Annotated in this window: 17 protein-coding genes; 14 read left to right on the top strand and 3 right to left on the bottom strand. The window is 61.4% G+C overall.

Annotated elements, in window-relative coordinates; translation table 11 throughout:
• Window positions 1–678: 678 nt before the first annotated feature.
• The 10 genes from PLZ73_08530 (at window position 679) to PLZ73_08485 (ending at window position 11373) form a co-directional block, all read left to right on the top strand.
• On the top strand, window positions 679–963 hold the full coding sequence (locus PLZ73_08530; GenBank protein ID HOO77919.1) for a hypothetical protein: 285 nt from the start codon (window positions 679–681) through the stop codon (window positions 961–963).
• A 94-nt stretch (window positions 964–1057) separates the two neighbouring features.
• Window positions 1058–2383 carry a thymidine phosphorylase gene (locus PLZ73_08525; protein ID HOO77918.1) on the top strand — a complete coding sequence of 442 codons (1326 nt, stop codon included), beginning with the start codon at window positions 1058–1060 and terminating at the stop codon, window positions 2381–2383.
• A gap of 38 nt (window positions 2384–2421) precedes the next feature.
• Window positions 2422–2565 (top strand): hypothetical protein, encoded by a 144-nt coding sequence (locus tag PLZ73_08520; GenBank protein HOO77917.1) that lies wholly within the window; start codon window positions 2422–2424, stop codon window positions 2563–2565.
• Window positions 2566–2580: 15 nt separating this feature from the next.
• Window positions 2581–6375: a ComEC/Rec2 family competence protein gene (locus tag PLZ73_08515; protein ID HOO77916.1), complete on the top strand. Its 3795-nt coding sequence runs from the start codon at window positions 2581–2583 to the stop codon at window positions 6373–6375.
• 78 nt (window positions 6376–6453) lie between these two features.
• Window positions 6454–6738: a helix-hairpin-helix domain-containing protein gene (locus tag PLZ73_08510; protein ID HOO77915.1), complete on the top strand. Its 285-nt coding sequence runs from the start codon at window positions 6454–6456 to the stop codon at window positions 6736–6738.
• Window positions 6739–6802: 64 nt separating this feature from the next.
• Complete coding sequence (locus PLZ73_08505) at window positions 6803–7675, top strand: MBL fold metallo-hydrolase (GenBank protein HOO77914.1); 873 nt, start codon at window positions 6803–6805, stop codon at window positions 7673–7675.
• A gap of 10 nt (window positions 7676–7685) precedes the next feature.
• Window positions 7686–8966 carry a hypothetical protein gene (locus PLZ73_08500; GenBank protein HOO77913.1) on the top strand — a complete coding sequence of 427 codons (1281 nt, stop codon included), beginning with the start codon at window positions 7686–7688 and terminating at the stop codon, window positions 8964–8966.
• Window positions 8967–9054: 88 nt separating this feature from the next.
• Entirely contained in the window at window positions 9055–10263 is a 1209-nt protein-coding gene (locus PLZ73_08495) for a phosphopentomutase (protein ID HOO77912.1), read from the top strand.
• Window positions 10260–11084: a purine-nucleoside phosphorylase gene (locus PLZ73_08490; protein HOO77911.1), complete on the top strand. Its 825-nt coding sequence runs from the start codon at window positions 10260–10262 to the stop codon at window positions 11082–11084. Before PLZ73_08495 ends, PLZ73_08490 begins: the two co-directional genes overlap by 4 nt.
• Window positions 11085–11133: 49 nt before the next feature.
• Complete coding sequence (locus tag PLZ73_08485) at window positions 11134–11373, top strand: DUF3006 family protein (GenBank protein ID HOO77910.1); 240 nt, start codon at window positions 11134–11136, stop codon at window positions 11371–11373.
• Here the strand turns inward: PLZ73_08485 and amrB are convergent.
• The 3 genes from amrB to PLZ73_08470 are packed head-to-tail and all read right to left on the bottom strand — an operon-like array spanning window position 11361 to window position 13369.
• Window positions 11361–12197 carry an AmmeMemoRadiSam system protein B gene (amrB, locus tag PLZ73_08480; protein HOO77909.1) on the bottom strand — a complete coding sequence of 279 codons (837 nt, stop codon included), beginning with the start codon at window positions 12195–12197 and terminating at the stop codon, window positions 11361–11363. The two genes, PLZ73_08485 and amrB, sit on opposite strands and share 13 nt — an antisense overlap.
• 13 nt (window positions 12198–12210) lie before the next feature.
• On the bottom strand, window positions 12211–13188 hold the full coding sequence (locus tag PLZ73_08475) for a WG repeat-containing protein (GenBank protein ID HOO77908.1): 978 nt from the start codon (window positions 13186–13188) through the stop codon (window positions 12211–12213).
• The gene (locus PLZ73_08470; GenBank protein ID HOO77907.1) at window positions 13181–13369 is read right to left on the bottom strand and encodes a hypothetical protein; all 189 of its coding nucleotides are present in this window, start codon (window positions 13367–13369) and stop codon (window positions 13181–13183) included. Before PLZ73_08470 ends, PLZ73_08475 begins: the two co-directional genes overlap by 8 nt.
• Window positions 13370–13447: 78 nt before the next feature.
• On the opposite strand from PLZ73_08470, the gene PLZ73_08465 reads away from it, so the two are divergent.
• From PLZ73_08465 to PLZ73_08450, 4 genes are all read left to right on the top strand, one after another.
• Window positions 13448–14797: a radical SAM protein gene (locus PLZ73_08465; GenBank protein ID HOO77906.1), complete on the top strand. Its 1350-nt coding sequence runs from the start codon at window positions 13448–13450 to the stop codon at window positions 14795–14797.
• 699 nt (window positions 14798–15496) lie between these two features.
• Window positions 15497–16345 carry an RDD family protein gene (locus PLZ73_08460; protein HOO77905.1) on the top strand — a complete coding sequence of 283 codons (849 nt, stop codon included), beginning with the start codon at window positions 15497–15499 and terminating at the stop codon, window positions 16343–16345.
• Window positions 16346–16406: 61 nt separating this feature from the next.
• Complete coding sequence (locus PLZ73_08455; GenBank protein HOO77904.1) at window positions 16407–17147, top strand: glycosyltransferase family 2 protein; 741 nt, start codon at window positions 16407–16409, stop codon at window positions 17145–17147.
• Window positions 17148–17161: 14 nt separating this feature from the next.
• Window positions 17162–18664: a radical SAM protein gene (locus PLZ73_08450; protein ID HOO77903.1), complete on the top strand. Its 1503-nt coding sequence runs from the start codon at window positions 17162–17164 to the stop codon at window positions 18662–18664.
• The last annotated feature ends 69 nt before the right edge of the window (window positions 18665–18733 follow it).

Genomic DNA, 18733 nt, shown 5'->3' with positions numbered 1-18733 from the left:
TTAACTCTGATTGAGAGGGGAAAGGTTCATGGTTCCCACTGCCCATCATGGGGTATCTTCAGTCCGTCTTCATCTCTAAAAATCCTCTTGTGCTTCTTGTGGCTATCCCTTTTTCCCCTTGTGCCCTCTTGTGCTTCTTGTGGCTATCCCTTTCCCCTTCATGATCTTCATGTCCTTCATGGTCGAGAAAGCATAGGGCATAGGGCATGGAGCATAGAGTATTTCGAACGGAGCGAAGCAATCTCACTATATTCGAACTGCTCCGGAGATTGCTTCGTCGTCCCGTGAGACGCGGGACTCCTCGCAATGACACACAAACCCTCTCCCCTTCATGGACTTCATGTTCTTCATGGTAGAATTCCAAGCCTGAACCCCGAACCCTCTCCTCTTATGCTCCCTTGTGCCTCTTGTACCCTCTGTTTCTCCTCTGTGGTGGTTTAACTCCCCCCCGAACCCTAAAGGGTCCGGTTTTTTTCTATGCACTATGCTCTATGCTCTTTGCTGCCTTCCTGAACCCTCTTCTCCCCCCCCTCCAGTATCTACATGTCTACCTCTGAAGTATCCGTTCCTGGAATCGGCGCGCCGGATGCTCCGGCTCTAGCCGGAAACGGGGAAGAGGTGTAGGATGGAGCCGGATCGGGCACGGGGGGGAAGACGAAGAGACAACCGGGAGAAGGAATGATGAAAACGGCCCTGATAGGGACATGGGTAGCGGCGGGAATAGCCTTGGGGGCAACGGCCGCCTCGGCCTCGGACGACGACCGCTTCCGGCTGTTCGACACCGACCGGGACGGGAGCATCTCCGCGCGGGAATGGGACTCCCATTACCAGCAGATGTTCCGGGAAAAGGATCGGAACCACGACGGGGTCTTGAGCCGCCGGGAAATGGAGGGGCGCGACGACTCCCGGCGCCGGGATGACGATTACCAGCGCCGGAACGACCGGGAGCGCCTCTTCAAGTAAATGCCGGCCGATTTGCTTCCGATCGCCGTTGACTCGGCCCGTTTCCCCGCTTAAAATTCCGGCTTGTTGCGCAACCGCAGTGCGGGGAGGTTTTATGAACGCCTACGAGATTATCGTCAAAAAACGGGACGGGCGCGAGCTCTCCCCGGAAGAAATCGCCTTCATGGTCGACGGTTTTACGGAGGGGAGAATCCCCGATTACCAGATGGCCGCCTGGATGATGGCCGTTTTCATCCGGGGTATGAACCCGGCCGAAGTGACCGCCCTGACCGCCACCATGCTCGCATCCGGCGACACCATCGATCTCTCTTCCATCCCCGCCGTCAAGGTGGACAAGCATTCCACCGGCGGCGTCGGGGACAAGGTCAGCCTGGTCCTCGCCCCCCTGGTTGCTTCCCTGGGGGTGCCGGTTCCGATGATGAGCGGCCGGGGCCTCGGCCACACGGGGGGAACGCTGGACAAGCTCGAATCCATCCCCGGGTTTCGCGTCAGCCTCAGCGAAGAGGAGTTTAAACGCCAGGTGTCGGAAATCGGAGTGGCCATCATCGGCCAGACCCGCAAACTCGCCCCTGCCGATGCCGGGATGTACGCGCTGCGCGACGTGACCGCGACCGTGGACAGCATCCCGTTGATCGCCGGATCGATCATGAGCAAAAAACTGGCCGCCGGCCCCGACGCTTTCGTTTTCGACGTCAAGACCGGCCTGGGGGCGTTCATGGCCAGCCAGGCCCAGGCCGAGGAAATGGCGCGGGTTCTGGTCGAGATCGCCGTCCTCAGCGGGAAAGACGCCCGGGCCGTCATCTCCGATATGAACCAGCCGTTGGGGCGGTACGCCGGCAACGCTCTCGAGGTCAAGGAGACCATCGCTTGTCTCAAGGGAGAGGGGCCCGACGACCTGATGACGCTCACCTACGAGATCGCCGGAATGATGCTGGAGATGGGGGGAAAAGCCGGGAGCATCGCCGAGGGCAAAGACCTGGCCCGGGCCGCCATCTCCGACGGGCGGGCCGCGGCGAAATTCGCCGAAATGATCGCCTGGCAGGGGGGAGATCCCGCCTGCGTCGACGATCCCTCGCTGCTGCCCGCCGCCGGGCAGCGCTTCGATCTCCTGGCCGACGCTTCGGGGTACATCGCCCGCCTCAACGCCCTGGAGATGGGGCTGGCCTGCGTGGAACTGGGGGCCGGGAGGAGCCGGGCCGAAGACAAGATCGACATGGGAACGGGGATCGTCTTCCACCGGAAGGTCGGCGACCGGGTCGAAGAAGGGGATCCCATCCTCACCATCCACCATGACCGTGGGGACATCTCCTCCCAGATCGACCGGTGCCGAAAGGCGATCGTTCTCCAGGATTCTCCTTGCGACCCCTACCCGATACTTTATAAAATCGTCGACAAGTCGGGAGTGCATTCGTGCTTCTGAAAGTCCGGCCAACCTAATCTTCAAAGAGAGGGAGGGAAATGGGAAGCGCCAAGACCCTGTTCTACCTGATGATCGGGGCGGCTATTCTGGGCACCCTGGTGCTGATCCTGAAAAAAAACTACCGCATCCCCTACAATGCCGTCAGCAACCGCAACTTCTACTCCATCCTGGCCGAAAAATAGCTCCGGGGGTATCAGATGCAGAAATATATCGTTTCTTTCGCGGTTCTTCTCTGCCTGGGAATTTCGGTGCGGCTTCTCCATCCGGCCAGCGCCGTTTATGAAACCGTTCCCTTCATCGTCGGGGCCTTCCTTTTGGCCGGCGCCGTTCTCTCCCTCCTCTACCGCAACCGGGCTCTGGCTTTTCTACTCCTGATCGCGGGGCTCTGCGCCGCTTTTCAGGGCCTGCCCGCCGATTACTCCCTCAGCGCTCATTTCATCTGGACGTTCGTTATCCTGGCCGTCATTTCCCTGGTTCTGGCCGCGCTCAAGATCAACGGTCTGGTACTATGGATGTGCAGCGCTCTCTTCCTCGGGTACGGGATCACCTCCATCCACAAGGATATCGGGTATCCCACCCACCTGGCCGAATGGGCGACCGACAGCTGGGGGCAGCAATCCCTGGTCTACGGCACCGTGGTCAAGGAGCCGGAAGTCCGGCCGGAGGTGAACGACACCCGCCTGACCGTCCAGCCCTCCGTCATCGCCCATCTCCGCGATCCCGAGGCCAAAGCCAAGCTGGCCGGCATTCTGGAGGTGCTGCAAAGCACCGGCCGGGAGTGGGACAACGAGGGGGAAGCCATCGCCACGCTCCTGGACGCGAGGGATCGGCTGCAGAAACTCCCCGAAGGCGCTTCCGAGGAGCGGAAAAAAGAAGTGGTGCTTGACGTTTTCTCCAGCGGCGCTTTTACAATGCCGGAAGATATGGCCGAAACCGTCTTCGCCGCCCTCAACGAGCTTTCCGCCGAGAACGATCCCTACGGCAACTCCTGGATCGGGCGGATCACCACCGGCTGGATTTTCGCCACCATCAAGGACACCGAAGAACAGGCCCAGACCTATCTCGACCTTTCCTACTACACCGGCTACGGCGACGTGGTCAAAATCGTAGGCGGGGTCAGGACCCCCTTCCCCGCCAGCAACCCCGGCGGTTTCGACTACCGCCGCATGCTCAACAACACCAACTACTTCGCCATGATGACCATCTCCGGCACGGGAGGGACCGACCGGGAGCCCGACACCATCGAGATCATCGAAGAAAAACTGGGGAACCCTTTCATCGCCTGGTGCCTGAGCATCAAGTACAAGATGCTGGACGTGATCCGACTGACGACGCCTTTCCCCGACTCCGGATTCCTCTCCGGCATCTTCCTGGGGCTGCGCCGGGGGGTCCCCGAGAAGATCATGGTCGATTCCCGGGCGGCCGGGACCGCTCACGTCTTCGCCGTCTCCGGCCTCCACGTGACCATCATCACGGCCCTGATCCTCCTCATCTTCAGCCAGACCCCGATTCCCAAGACCATCTGGGCTCCGATCGCGGTGGTCTTTCTGCTGGTCTTCACCATCATCACCGGAGCCCGGCCGTCGACCCTGCGCGCCGCCATCATGAACATCTTCGTCCTGGTCTTCTTCACCTACTTCGGCAAGAACATTCAGAAATCCCTGATCATGGCCATCTGCTTCGCGGCCATCATCATCCTCACCGTCCTCCCCGCCGGATACGGGGGGCCCTTGATCATGCCCGAGGCTTCCTTCCTGATGTCGTTCTCGGCCGTGCTTTTTCTGGGCCTTCTCAGCCAACCGGTCGAACATTTTCTCAATCTCAGGCTCAACAGCCTCTTCCGGTTCGTGCTCTTCATCCTGGCCTGGGTGGCGGTGGGGCTGTTCTTCATGAATCTGGAGAACCCGCTGGCGCTTTTCACGTCCAAGCTTCTGATCGGTTTGGTGGTGGCGGCGGTGGCGGCGTTTTTTATCCAGGGCTTTCTCCCGTTCCGGGTCCGGTTTGCCGCCATCCCCAGCCTCTGGTTGCGGCAGTTCATCGCGGCCCAGATCGCCATCCAGTGCAGCATCATTCCTCTTTCCGCCGTCATCTTCCACCGGATCTCGCTGGCGGCGCCCTTCGCCAATTTCGTCGCCATTCCCCTGATCGGCATCGTTCTGCCCCTGGGGATGCTGGCTACCTTGATCGGAATGATCCCGGGTTTCGGGATCTATATCGCCCTGGTCCTGACCGCGGCCAACTGGCTGGGGATGCGCTTCTTCCTGATCTGGGACGATTTCTGGGCCCGGATCCTGCCGTATCCCCAGGTCCCGGAATGGGGTTCTCCCATACTTATTCTTTTCTACGCCGGGGTGTTGATCTTCATCTTCCGGGAAAAACTGGCGCTTAGCCTTAAAATCGCCTACCTCCGGACGCGCGCCGCCCTGTCCCAGGGGGCCAACCGGGTCCGCTTCGGCGTCGCTTCCGCGGCCCTGCTGGTTTCGGTGGCCACGCTCCTGCTCGGTTTCAAGACCGTTTCGCGCCCGGAACTGACGGTGACCATGCTCGACCTCAGCTATCCGGCTCGGGGTATGGCCGCGCTGATCCAGACCCCGGACGGGAGCAATATTCTCGTGGACGGCGGCTTCGAGGGGAAATGGGGATACCAGAAACGCTACGTCAACCAGGGGCAACGCGGTACCGCCGACGTGCTTCTGGCCCAGGGGGTGATCTCGTTCGACGCCGTGGTCAGTTCCAGTTTCGACAGTTCCCTGCTGGGGGGGTTGAACTTCATTCTCGCCTCCGACGATTATTTCGTGCGCAAACTCTACGCCTACCTGCCCCCGGAATCCTTCGGGCCCCAGGACATCAACATCAACCGGTTCAAGGAATTCCTGACCCCGCATTTCCGGCAGGACGCCGATCGCCTCTACGAGACCCTGCTGCTCGGCTACTGGGAGTCGCCCCTGACGGTGATGGAGTTCCAGAATTATTTCAAGGAGATAGGGGAACAAGAGCTCGACGAGTTCATCTCCTCTCTCGATTCCGCGGCGCAAACCGCGGCCGACAACGCCCTGGCCGATTACACCGAGAAGAAAAAGGAAAAGCACGAGGAACTGATCGAATCGATCCTCTCCACCTACCAGATGCTGGACCGGCCCCTGGAAAACCGGGAAGAAGCCGAGGAGATCGCCCGCAAATGGGATATGCCCCTGCTCTCCACCGATGACTACCGCGCCCTGGTCACCGAGCTTCCCCCGATCGCGGTCTGGTACATCTATCAGCAGGGCGGCGTCGTACACAGCATCGAAGGACTGGAGGGGTATCTCAACGAGCTCAAGGAGAAGTTCGTCGAAGCCGTGGGCGACACCAAGGGGGTTTATCGGGAAGACGAGAAATTCCTGCAATACCACCGCCTGATCTACACCGTCTGGAAGAAGAAAATCCCCATCACCTCCTCTCACTACGGCATGGACGTGATCAAGCCGCGGGACGTGAACGGGATGCCCCTGAGCATCGAAATTCTCAATCCGCCCGAAAAACGGTTCACCGGGACCTACGTCAGCGACGCCAACTCCACGGTCATGCGCGTCCGCTACGGCGATTACTCCGTTCTCTTCACCAGTTTGATCAACCAGGAGGCCTCGGAGTGGCTTCTGACCCTGCCCGAGGACGAGATCAAAAGCACCATCTACCAGATCCCCGAATTCGGCAAAGGGGGGCGGTTCGTCAACAGCGATCTGATGTTCGAACGGGTCGAACCCGAGGTGGCCGTGTTCCACTACAAGGGCGGCCGATACGTGGACAAGCGCTACGAGGAAGTGGCCGGCCTCTGCACCGCCAAGGGGATCCGGACCTTCAACACCCCCGAGGACGGCGCCGTCATCATCCATATCTACGGCGACGCCTACCAGGTGGAGAGCATGCTCGGCGGCCTGATCGAAGAGGAACTCGACGTCGCCGACGACAACGCCGCCCCGGACCGGGAGAAGGAACTGGGGGTCGGCTTTTAACCAAGTTACCGCCGGGACCATGGAAGCCCGGCTGAAACCATAACCGCCCCGCGAGGGGGAAACAAGAAGGAGAGCGCCATGCGTTCAGTCATCGCTCTGGGATTGGTAGCGGCTTTTGCCCTGGCTTTGGCCGCCCCGCTCTGGGCCGAAGTCGACGTCAATACGGCCAGCGCCAGCGAGCTGCAGCAGCTGTACCGGGTCGGCCCCAAAACCGCCGACAAGATCATCGCCGAACGGGAGGCCAACGGCCCCTTCTCCTCGCTCAGCGATCTATCCAACCGGGTTAAGGGGATCGGCCCCAAAACCGTGGCCAAGTGGCAGGGAATGGCGGTCTGCATCCAGCCCGGCGCGGCGCAGGAGTAGACCTTCGATCTTCTCCGGCGGGGCGTCTTCCGGCGCCCCGCCGGGGAGGATGAGAAGCGGGACGATGAACATCTTTCGGACAGCAGTTCTGGCCGCGGGGCTTTCCGTCGCGGCCCTTTGCCCGGCGGGCGAAACCGCCGGAGTCCTCAAAGTCCATTTCCTGGACGTCAACCAGGGAGATTCGACCCTGATCCAGACCCCCGGGGGCAAAAACATTCTCATCGACGGCGGTCAATCCGCCACCTATCGATCGAATTTCGATGCGGGAGAGGAGGTCATCCTCCCTTTTCTCAGGGAAGCGGGCATCACCAGGCTGGATATGGTCATAGCCACCCACCCCGATTTCGACCATATGGGAGGGTTGGTGGCGGTGCTCAACAGCGACATCAGCGTGGGTGAAGTTCTGGATACCGGCATCCCCCACACCACCCAAACGTACGCCAATTTCGTTCAGGCCATCAAAGACAAGAAAATCCCCTACCGCGTTCCCGGGAAAGGGGAACTGCTCGACTGGGGACCCGGAGTGACCGCCTTGGTCATCGCTCCCCAGGTGCCCCCCGAAAAACGCTCCCACCTGAACCTGAACAACAACTCCATCGTCATCCGGCTCGAACATGGAGACGTCTCCTTTCTGCTTACCGGCGATTGCGAACACGAAGAAGAGCTCGACATCCTTACCTCGGGGGCGCCGGTCGAAGCTACGATTTTAAAAGCCGGACACCACGGCTCCAGGACCGCGAGCGGGCCCGATCTATATTTTCTTACCGATCCGGAAGTCGTGGTCGTCTCCGCCGGGAAAAGGAACAAATTCGACCACCCCCACTGGGAACCGATCAAGCTTTTCCGGCAGACCGGAGCCAGGATCCTGCGCACCGATTACTCGGGAACCGTAACCATCGCTTCTGACGGCAAGGATTACACGATCAGCTATCACTAGGGAGATAGGGATGGACTATACGATGTTTTTCCTGCTCAGCGGAGTTTGTTTCCTCGTTTTCCTGGTCGCCGCTCTGGACTTGAGCCGGGTCATCAGAAAAAACTCCGGCACCTGGCAGGACCTGGGACTGAAGGCGGACAACGAGACTTCGCCTTTGATGGAATCCGCCCAGGAGGCTCCTTCCGCCGACGCCGTCGCCGTTGCCGCCGCGCCGGTCGACGCCGATGGCAACCTCAAGCGCCTGGAGCTCTCCCAGGCTCCCGAAATCCTAGACATGATCGTCACCCACACCGACTGGGACGGGATAATATCGGGAGCGCTGCTCAAGCATTTTTCATCCCTGGCCAGGATAGTCGTCTCCACCCCCCGGAGGCTGCGCATCGATCTGCGCAACCTGGGCCGTTCCGGGGACAAGCCCAACCGCCTCTTCATCGCCGATCTCGGGATCAGCAGCGAATTCCTGCCCGCGATCGAGGATGCTCTCATGGAGCTGAAAAACGGGGGGACCAAAGTCTACTGGTACGATCATCATCCCTGGAGCCCGCTCAGCGTCGATACCGCCCGGGATTCCTGCGCGGACTTGATCGTCGATACCAACTTCCGCAACGCGGCCGAAATCGTCTTCGACCGGATTCTCCCCGGAGACGAATACTCCCGCAAGCTCATGCGCCTGCTCCTGAACCAGTCGGTCAAGGAAGAAGAAGATTGGGCGGCCGGCTGGAGACATCTCATAACCGCCACCCAGGCTTCGGGGACTTTTTCCGAGATCGCCGACCTGATCGCCAACCTGGCCGCAAACAAGCCCTTCTCCATGACCGATAAATTCCGGATCGCACGGATGATCGAAGAGGAGAAGATCTACAAGGCTTTTGCCGAAGACAAGCACCGGGAAGAAAAAACCGACGGCGGCCTCCGGTTCCTGGTCGTCGACCTGCGCACGTTCCGCACCGACCCCGGCAAGGACGGGAAACCGCGGCGGCGCTTCGACCGCCACACTCCTCCCGCTTCGATAGGCTACGACATCGTCAAGTTCCATCAACCGGATTTCTACATCATGGTGCTGCGCAACGACCGGCTCAGTATCCGGGGCGGAGTCGGGAACTCGTTCCGGGTCGATCTGCTGGGAAATCTCCGGGAAGTCGACGGCAAACCGGTTCAGATCGCCGGGCACACCTACGCCGCCGGAGTTTATCTGACCGTCGGCCTTTCCAGCAAGCTTCGGTCGCTCTGGGATTGGTCGCTGCCCCGGGAGGCCGAGAGTTTTATCGCTGAAATCAAGAAACGGCTGTAGCCACCGATAAGGTCGCATTATTCCGCCTCTGCCGGGGCGGATTATCGGACTCCCCCTCCCCGGTGTCGGGCCGAGAAAGGAAATCAACGTGCGCAGAGGAATCGTTATCGTGCTCGACAGCGTCGGCATCGGGGCTTTGCCCGATGCCGCGGAATATGGGGATGAAGGCGCCGATACTCTCGGGCACATCAGCCGGGGTTTTCCCGGTTTCTCCCTCCCTCACCTGGCCCGAATGGGCCTGGGGAACATCGCCCCGCTCGCCGGAGTTCCGCCCGCGGCCCGGCCTTCCGGAGCCTACGGCAAGATGGCCGAACTCTCCCGGGGCAAGGATACCACCGTCGGGCATTGGGAAATCGCCGGTGTGGTCAAGGAAAAGCCGTTTCCGGTCTACCCCGGGGGGTTCCCTCCGGATCTGATTGCCCGGTTCGAGGGGACGATCGGCCGCAAGACCCTGGGGAACAAGGCCGCTTCGGGAACCGAGATCATCGCCGAACTCGGGGAAGAACATATGAAGACCGGGCGGCCGATCGTCTACACCTCGGCCGACTCCGTATTCCAGATCGCCGCCCATGAAGACGTCGTTCCCCTGCGCAAGCTCTACCGGTTCTGCCACCTCGCCCGGCAGTTGCTTCAGAAGGAGCACGGCGTGGCCAGGGTGATCGCGCGCCCGTTTATAGGTGTTCCCGGTTCGTTTACGAGAACGGCTCACCGTCACGATTACGCGCTGCCCCCGGTGGAGGAGACGCTCCTCGACTTCCTTCTCCAAGCCGGTCACCGCACCTACGGGGTCGGGAAAATCAACGATATCTTCGCTCAAAGGGGCATCAGCAAGTACAAGACGACGGAAAGCAACGACGACGGGATCAGCAAGACCCTGGAGGCGATGGCCCGCCCCGGTTTCAGCCTGATCTTCACCAACCTGGTCGATTTCGACATGAAATACGGCCACCGTCGGAACCTGGAGGAGTACGCCCGGGCGCTCATGCGTTTCGACGGTCGCCTCCCCGAAATCACGCGGGCACTGCGGGAAGAAGACATGCTCTTCATCACCGCCGACCACGGTTGCGACCCTTCTCTGGAACGCCATACCGACCATACGCGGGAATATATTCCCCTGTTGGTTTCCGGCCCCCCCGTCCGGCCCGGAGTCGACCTGGGAATCCGCCGGTCGTTCGCCGACATCGCCCAAACCCTGGCCGAGTACCTGGGGATCCCGCCCCTTAAGAACGGGACCGGTTTTTTACGGGAAATCCGTGACGACGTTGCAACCAAAACCGATCGGGAGGAACAGCCATGATCATCAGCAAAGACAAAGTGGCGGAGACAATCGAATTCTTACGGACCCGGACCGATATGGAACCGGAGTTCGGCCTGATTCTGGGTTCGGGCCTGGGTGGAGTTGTGGACATGCTGGAAAATCCGGTCGCCGTCCCCTACGCAGAGATTCCCAATTTTCCGGTCTCCACCGTCAAGGGTCATCCCGGCACGCTTACCTTCGGCACCTATGCCGGGAAGACCGTCGTCACCCAGGTCGGCCGCGTCCATTATTACGAGGGCATCGGCTGGGAGAAGGTCATGTACCCCCTCTGGGTCATGAAGGCCCTGGGGGTCAAATGCATCATCAACACCAACTCCGCCGGAGGGATCAACCACGAATTCAGGGGAGGCGACCTGATGCTGGTGACCGACCACATCAACTGCATGGGCTCGAACCCCCTCATCGGCCCCAACGACGACAAGGTCGGCCCCCGTTTTCCGGATATGTCCAAACCGTATGACGCCGGTTTAAGCCAAGCCATGCGCGGGGCGGCCGAGGCACTGGGAATCGAACTCCGGTCCGGAGTTCTCATCGGCTTTTCCGGGCCGAGCTACGAGACCAAGGCCGAAATCGCGATGGCGATGAAATTGGGAGCCGATGCCGCGGGAATGTCGTCCATACCGGAAGCCATCGTCGGCAATTACCTGGGGATGCGCTATGTGGGCGTGACTTGTATATCCAACCTGGTCAGCCCCACCCGGACCGAGCCCCTGACGCATGAAGAGGTCACCGAGGCCGCCCACAAGGCGAGCAAGGATCTCACCCGCCTGATCGCCGAATTCCTGCGCCGGGTCGGCTAGGGGCGGCCCGGGGCATCGATCTCGGAGGCCGGCCGCAAGGGAGGAACGCATGGAATTCCGGGTTGCCGTCGATCGAGTGGAAGACAACGCCGTCACCGTCCTGGAGGCCGAGGGTGTCCCGGGGGCGATAGAATGGCCCACCGTTCTGCTGCCTCCGGGAACCGGCGACGGGGACATTCTCGTCTTCCGGATCGATCCCGATCCCGAAAACGGGGAGCGGCGGCGGCGGGAGGTACGAAGCGTCCAATCCGAGCTGTCCGGCGACGGTATTTCCCCTCAGGACCGGTAAGCTATTCCGGCGTATCCCACGAAAGAATCCGAAGGGTAAATATCGAAACTGTTGGAGTACTCCACCAGCGTTCCCGACTTTACTCCCCGGTTTTTGGCGAATACCATAGCCGCCACCGCTCCTCCCGCCGAACAGGCCGAGCGGCGCCCTTGGGCGTGTTCGAGCGCCTCTTCCGGCCGCATCTCCAGGAGAAGTTCGATGAATTCTCGGTCGTTTTCCCGGCTGCTCCACCGATAGGCCTCTTGGCCCCTGCCGGCGGGGGCGAAACCGTACGCCGGTCCGTAATGGGTGAGATCGGTCGAGCCGACGACCGCCAGGGAGGCCTTATCCCGGACCGCGAGCCGATGGAGAGCGTTGCCCAGCCGTACGGCCGATTCGTCGGGAGAAACACGCAGCCAGAGCGCGTGTGCGTCGGGGAGAAGATAGCGGATCATGGGCATGAGCACTTCCACCGTGTTGTCGGGATAGACATCCACCGCTACCGCCATCTCCCCTTCCAGCCCGTCGAGAAGGTCGAGGTCGGCGGGGATGGGGCCCAGCGGAGTTTCATAACCGTCCTCGCTGGCGGCCAGCACTCCATCGCCGGGTCCGAGGTGCCCTCCGATGACGACGACCGTCTCGGCTGTCTCCGGAACCAGCGCCAGAGTCTTCAGAGCGGTTTTTCCCGAAGCCCCCCATCCGGCGTGGGGCGCGACCACCGCCACGGCTTTTTTCGCTTCCGGAGGAACCTCCGGACCGGCGGAAAGTTCGCGCAGAAAAGACCGGGTCTCCTCCGGCGAAGCCGGGTACCACCCTGAAGGCAGGTAGCGTTTGCGTACGCTCATGAATGCCCTCCGCTTATTCCTGAATTTCGATTTCGGTCCCCTGCCTGTCCAGCAGGAGCTGCCTCTCCTGCTTCCAGACCAGGGCCACCGGACCGGTGAAGTCGGTGGCCTCCTCATACAAAGGATCGATCGCCATTTCGCCCCGCCGGTCGATATACCCCCACTTGCCGAACAGCTGCACCCGGGCCAACCCCTGCCGGAAAGGGCCGGCTTCGTCGAAGTTGGCGTCGATCGCGCCCCGGCCCCGATTGTCGATATATCCCCATTTCCCTCCCCGCATTTCATGAAAAATCTCGTCGAACGTCCGCTCCATGTTGATGGCCGCCATGCCTTCGGAAAAATTCCCGGCATATCCGAGGACGGGCCGGAAAACGACTCCTCCCTGAAGATCGATGAAGCCCCATTTTCCCCCGCGGTTGATCCGGGCGATGTTCTCGCAGAACGATTCCGCCCAGTCGTACAGGGCCGGAATCCGCATAACCCCTCCCCGATCGATATACCCCCATTTTTCTCCATGGGTGCGGCGCACCGGGGCCAGCCCGCAGGAAAAATCTCCGGCCGAATCGAACGCGGGGGGAATCGGGGTCTTGCCGGCTTTGTCGATGAACCCCCACTTCCGGCCGACCTGAACTCGGGCCAGACCCGAAAAAAAGCCGCCGGCCATGGCGAACCGCGGTTTGACCGCCATGGAGCCCTGGAGGTCCACGAAACCCCAGAAATCGCTTCTGGAGCTTTCCGGGATCACCGGAGCCAAACCTTCGGAGAACGAAAAAGCCTGACGGTACTTGAACCCGGTCACCCTCCGGCCCCGGGAATCTATGAAACCGTAGACGACCCGGTCCCGGCTGAACCGCACGCGCTTCTCCACCAGAGCCCGGTCCTCGTAGAAATGAAAGGCGTGGTTGTAGCGGGGGGGGATGACGAATTCGCCGCATTCGTCGATATATCCGAACTTCCGACCCCGGCTCATGGGGATGAGAATTTCAGACATCCGGCTCGCCGTCCTTTTCCACCCCGCGGCCGCCGAGCAGACGCTCCTGCCCTTCTTCCAAGCGCTTCAACCGGGCCCGGGTTTCCGCCATGTAATCGATGGCTCTAAACCCCACCTTGACGGCGACCGTGGCGGTCAACGCCACCAGCAGCAGAAAAACTATGAGGACGACCTCGATCACGTGTATCCTCGCTCTTATCCGGGGCCTGCATGGTATAGTACCAGATAAGGCCCCGGCAGGCAGGGGGATTTTGCGAAGATGAACGTCGTCTTGATCAGGCCCGGCATGGAGAACCCATCCGGGATCGGCCGGGACGGGATTCACAACCGCCTCTGGCCCCCCCTTTCCCTGGCCCGGTGCGGCGCCCGGCTGCGCGATCGGGGGATCGCGGCTACAATCCTCGACGCTCCCGTCCTGGGATTGACGGCGAGGGAGACCGCTTCGGCGGCGATGGGGGCCGACCTGGCCTTGGTGACTTCCTCCCCCCTGGATCGCTGGGAGTGCCCTAATCTTTCCCTGGAACCCGTTGTCTCCCTGGTGGAGGCGCTGCATGCCCAAGGCCTTCGCGTCGGGGTCTGCGGCGTACACGGGACCGTTCTCCCTCGCGAAGTAATCGAGGCGACGGGAGCGGATTTCCTCGTACTCGGAGAACCGGAAGATCGGATCGTCGCGGCCGTCGAGCCCATGGGGGATGAGGCTCCGGCCGGGATCTACCGCCGGGGTGACCCCCTCCCTCCCCCGCCGCTTCCTTCCTCCGATATCGCCCTTCTCCCCGCTCCGGCCTGGGACTTGCTGCCCCCGTTGAAGCGCTACCGCCATGTTGTCCTGGGGGGCCCCCTGGCCGTGATCGAAGGATCGCGGGGCTGTTCCCGAGACTGCTCGGTCTGTCTCCGGGCCATGTACGGAACCGGCTTCCGGCCCCGGACGGGAGAAGCCATCTACTCGGAGGCCGAAACCGCGGTCAAGGCCGCGGGAGCGCGGGTACTGGCCTTTATCGACCTCGATTTCTGCCTCAACCGCGAAGGCGCGGCGGCATTCTGCGAAGAAGCGCTCAAGCGCCGGCTGAAAACGAGCTGGTGCTGCACCGCTCACGTCGATTCCGTCGACCCCGATCTGCTGGAGCTGATGGGGAAAGCCGGCTGCCGACTCATTCACTACGGCCTGGAAAGCGCCTCGGAACGGGTGCTCGGGCTCCTGGGCAGACCCCCCCCGGGCGGCCGCGAAAATCTGGCGCTGGAATGGACCAGGAAGGCGGGGATACTCTCCCTGGGTTTTTTCATGTTCGGAGCCTACGACGAAAAACCCAAGGAACGTGAAGCCACCCTGCGCCTCGCGCTCTCCCTCCCCCTCGACCTCGCCTCCTTCCACATCTGCAACCCTCTTCCCGGTACCGGCGCGGAAAGATACCTGGAGCGAGACCGGAGCGAGCTGTTCCCGAGGGTTTTTCCCGGGCAGGACGAGGAGGAACTGGACCGGTTCTGCCGCCGGGCCTGGAAGGCTTTTTATTTCCGCCCCGGCCGTCTGGCCCGTACCGCCGTCTTTCTCTCCGGCGCCGGCCTGGCCCCGGTGCGCCTGGTGAGTTCCCTCCTCGCCCCGCGGCGGGGGTGACAAGGGAGCATGGGGCATAGAGCATAGAGCAAAGCGTAAGACTCCCACCACCCCCACCACTCCCCCTTACCCTGAACTCTTTTTGTATCTGATTACTCTGAAAGGGAAAAAATTCAGAATACAGGATTCAATAGCCCTGCCACGGCCCCCTCATTAATCCACAGACCAGGCAGGTTTCATGGATTAAAGAGAGGTCCACAGATTTCACGGATTTTAAAACAGAGATTACACGGATTGGGAAAAGGAGAAACTGAGATTACGCAGATTCAGGGAACTACTCGTAAGATTGCTTCGTCGCTCCTCCTCGCAATGACCTCAAATATCCCGTGCCCTCTGCTCCCCCAAAAATCTTTTCCTATCTGTGTAAACCTGCCTGCCGGCAGGCAGGTCTGTGGACTCTCTTCCTGAACCCCGAACCCTGACCCTCTCTCTCCCCCCAATCAGAGTAATCAGGTGCAAAGTTCCCGGGGGCCGAGGCGGTGGCATTCCTCCTGAACCCCGAACCCTGAACCCTGAACCCTGAACCCGGGTCCCCAGCGGTGGGTCTTTCTCTATGCCCCATGCCCTCTGCTCCATGCTCCCACCCCCCTCTGTGTCCTGTGGTTAATCCCCGCTCTTCCTCCCCCGGATTCTTCATTCTTCAGCTGATTTCATGATTCTGGTACGCTTAAAAAATAAAACGACGGGGATTTCAAGACCTTGACTACCTGTTACTATTCGATCGACGGGAAAAACCGGTTGGGGCCGGTCTCCCGGGAATACCTGCTGGAGCGCTACCGCTCCGGGGAAATTTCCCGGGAGACCTTGGTCTGGGCGGAGGGGCTGCCCGAATGGATGCCGATCGAACGCTTCTTTCCCGGCGAAAAGGCCCCGGGGAAAGCCTCTCCTCCGCCATCTCCTCCCCTCCCTCCCGTTCCGGGGACGGGCGCCCATCCCTGGCGCAGGTTCCTGGCCCGGACCATAGACCTCAATGTCTGCGCCACCGTGGTTTCGGCCCCGATCCTGACCCTGGCCGGGGTGGTCGCGGGGGTGGGGGACGCCGTTCCGGCCGCCGGCATGGAAAACAGCGTCGCCGCCCCGCTGGGCCTCGATCTCTGGCTGTGGACGCTGCTCGTCTTTTTGATCTGGAGCCCGGTGGAGGCGTTCTGCCTGGCGCGCTACGGATCGACGCCCGGGAAATGGCTCTTCGGCATCACCGTCACCGGCGCCGACGGGAAATTCCTCTCCTTCAGCGCCGCCTGGAAACGCACGCTTCTGGTCGGCCTGTACGGCTACGGCCTCTTCTTCTTCTTTCTCCCCCTCGTCACTCAGTTCGCCGCCTACCTGCGGCTTCGCCGGGAGGGCACGACCCGCTGGGACGCCGGATGCCGCTCGCGGGTGCGGACGGCCGAACTTTCTCCGGTCCGCGCGACGCTGGGTACGGTTCTTCTGGCGCTCCTTCTCCTGGCCGTCTTCCTCTTTACCCGCGCCAATCTGAAACCGGGTCCGGAAGGAGCCGCGGCGCTGCCGCGTATCGAGGGCCGGCCTTCCCTCATCCTCAACCGCTGAGCTCGGAGCGACCTGCCGTTCTCGCTTCGCGGAACCCCGCGTAGGGTGCTATCCTTTGACCGTGAAAGTGTCTTCCCTGAGCGTCTTCATGCCCGCCTATAACGACCTGGCGAATCTGCGCCGTTCCGTTCCCGAGTGCCTGGGCCGCCTTGACTCCTGGGCATCGAAACCCGAACTCCTGGTCGTGCTCGATAACCGCACCCGCGACGGATCCCGGGAATACCTGCTCGGAGTCCCGGGGGTGAGGCTGATCGAACAAAGCGGCGACGATCCCGGTTACGGCCGGGCTCTGGCCCTGGGCTGGGAAGCTGCCCGCGGCGAATTGGTTTTTTACACCGACTGCGACGGGCAGTACTCCCTCGACGATCTCCCCCGGTTCCTGGAAGCATCGCGGAGAGCCGATCTCGTCGTGGGGTACCGGGAAATCCGTCGCGATCCCCCGGCGAGAATCGCGACCGCGTGGTCCTATAACCGGCTGATCCGGATGCTCTTCGGCCTCCGGGTTCGGGACGTGGACTGCTCTTTCAAGCTCGTTCGCCGGGCGGCGCTGAAGCAGATGGCTTTTGCCTGCCGAACCGGCGCCGTCGAGGCGGAACTGTTTCTTCAGGCTCGCGCCGCGGGTTTGAAAACCGTCGAAATTCCCGTCCGCCACTACCCGCGCCGAGCCGGGGCCTCGGCGTTCGACCGGGGGCGCCTGGCGCTTCCCGCCGCGGGAAACGTCCGGGCCGTTTTCAGGGAACTGCTTCTCTTGAAGCGCTCCGCTTGCCCCCCTCCCTCAAAACCTGATAGGATTTCCGCTTAAATCGGGAGACGGCCATGCGCGTTGCGTTCGTATTCAATCCGTTCAAATATAAGCTTCACGAAGAAAACCTCAGAATCGTGCAGAAGTATTTCGGCCTCTTCCCCCCCCTGAGCCTGGCCTGGTGCGCGGCCATCGCCGAACGCCACGGACACCAGGCGGCGATTATCGACGCCCGTACCCTGGGGTTGACTCCCCAAGAAACCCTGGCCGAACTGCAAGCGTTCCGCCCCGATATCCTGGGTTTCATGATGACCACGTACATGTTCCGGGAAACCCTGGAATGGATCCGGTACCTTAAATCGGGGCTGGGAGGGAGGATCCCGGTCATGGTCGGGGGATACAACCTCAGGGTCTATCCCCGGGAATCGATCGCCCCCCCGGAGATAGATTTCGGCTGCGTGGAGCAAGCGTATTTCACCCTCCCTGCCCTGCTGGAAGAACTGGAAGGAGACCGCGATTTTTCCCGGGTGCCGGGCCTGGCCTATAAAGACGCGGGGGGGGAAATCGTGGTCACTCCCCACCCCCAGAAGATAGTATTCGACGACTTTCCCGCTCCCGCCCGTCACCTGCTCCCCAATCACCTTTACGCCGAGTTCCCCACCGAGCGCAAGAACTTCACGGTCATGGTCACCAGTTTGGGCTGTCCCATGCACTGTACCTTCTGCGAAGCCGGGCGGACGACCTACAACCCCCGTTCCCCCGAAACCGTTCTGGACGAGATGCAGGAGTGCTATGAACGGTTTTCGGTGCGGGAAATCGACATCTTCGATTATGAATTTCCCCGGATCAAGCAGCGCACGCGGGCGATCTGCGAAGGGATACTCGACCGCAAACTCGATATCACCTGGGCCTGCCGGTCGCGGATCGACTCGGTGGATAAGGATCTGCTGGAACTGATGTATGCGGCCGGCTGCCGGCGCATCTACTACGGCATCGAATCGGGACTCCAGGAGATGCTGGACAAGGTCGACAAGGAGATCAGTCTCGATCAGGTCAAGACCGTTATTTCCATGACCAAACGCCGGGGGATACGTCCGCTCGGTTTCTTCCTCGTCGGACTTCCCGGAGAAACCGAAAAAACCGTAAAAACCACGGTGCGCTTCGCCAAGTCCCTCGACCTCGACTACGTTCAATTCTCCAAATTGACCGCCAAGCCCTTGACCGGAATGTGGCGGCAAATGGTTGCGGAAACCGGCTACGATTACTGGAAAGAGTATATTCTCGGCCGGGCGGAGGAGCAGGTCCTGCCCCGGCCCTGGACGGACTTGAGCAACGAGGAGATCGACCGCCTGACCCGCTGGGCCTACGTCAGTTACCACTCGCGCCCCTCTTTCCTGATGCGTTCGCTGCTGCAGATAAAATCCTGGGACGAGCTCAAGCGCAAGCTCCTGGCGTTTCTGGATATGCTCTTCCGCCAGGAGGACGTCTCCCGGGCGGACGAAAATTTCCAGGCCTACGCCGAGGGGCGCCCCCGCTTCACGTCCCGCTACCAGAAATCCGCCCGCCTTCCCCACTGATCCTGCGGGAAGGGGCCGAGAAGATGTCGGGTTTTACTCTATGCCCCATGCTCTCTGCTCGACCATGAA

It is taken from the genome of bacterium, from assembly GCA_035380285.1.
GTDB lineage: Bacteria > Auribacterota > Erginobacteria > Erginobacterales > DAOSXE01 > DAOSXE01.
Note: the sequence above shows the minus strand (reverse complement) of the source record. Positions and strands in the feature narration are given on the sequence as shown.

What these genes read in the sequence shown, in the direction of transcription:
- PLZ73_08465 (HOO77906.1), top strand. Translation starts at nt 13,448, where the DNA reads ATGAACGTCGTCTTGATCAGGCCCGGCATGGAGAACCCATCCGGGATC.
- PLZ73_08525 (HOO77918.1), top strand. Translation starts at nt 1,058, where the DNA reads ATGAACGCCTACGAGATTATCGTCAAAAAACGGGACGGGCGCGAGCTC.
- amrB (HOO77909.1), bottom strand. Translation starts at nt 12,197, where the DNA reads ATGAGCGTACGCAAACGCTACCTGCCTTCAGGGTGGTACCCGGCTTCG.
- PLZ73_08505 (HOO77914.1), top strand. Translation starts at nt 6,803, where the DNA reads ATGAACATCTTTCGGACAGCAGTTCTGGCCGCGGGGCTTTCCGTCGCG.
- PLZ73_08500 (HOO77913.1), top strand. Translation starts at nt 7,686, where the DNA reads ATGGACTATACGATGTTTTTCCTGCTCAGCGGAGTTTGTTTCCTCGTT.
- PLZ73_08530 (HOO77919.1), top strand. Translation starts at nt 679, where the DNA reads ATGATGAAAACGGCCCTGATAGGGACATGGGTAGCGGCGGGAATAGCC.
- PLZ73_08485 (HOO77910.1), top strand. Translation starts at nt 11,134, where the DNA reads ATGGAATTCCGGGTTGCCGTCGATCGAGTGGAAGACAACGCCGTCACC.
- PLZ73_08490 (HOO77911.1), top strand. Translation starts at nt 10,260, where the DNA reads ATGATCATCAGCAAAGACAAAGTGGCGGAGACAATCGAATTCTTACGG.
- PLZ73_08520 (HOO77917.1), top strand. Translation starts at nt 2,422, where the DNA reads ATGGGAAGCGCCAAGACCCTGTTCTACCTGATGATCGGGGCGGCTATT.
- PLZ73_08510 (HOO77915.1), top strand. Translation starts at nt 6,454, where the DNA reads ATGCGTTCAGTCATCGCTCTGGGATTGGTAGCGGCTTTTGCCCTGGCT.
- PLZ73_08515 (HOO77916.1), top strand. Translation starts at nt 2,581, where the DNA reads ATGCAGAAATATATCGTTTCTTTCGCGGTTCTTCTCTGCCTGGGAATT.
- PLZ73_08450 (HOO77903.1), top strand. Translation starts at nt 17,162, where the DNA reads ATGCGCGTTGCGTTCGTATTCAATCCGTTCAAATATAAGCTTCACGAA.
- PLZ73_08475 (HOO77908.1), bottom strand. Translation starts at nt 13,188, where the DNA reads ATGTCTGAAATTCTCATCCCCATGAGCCGGGGTCGGAAGTTCGGATAT.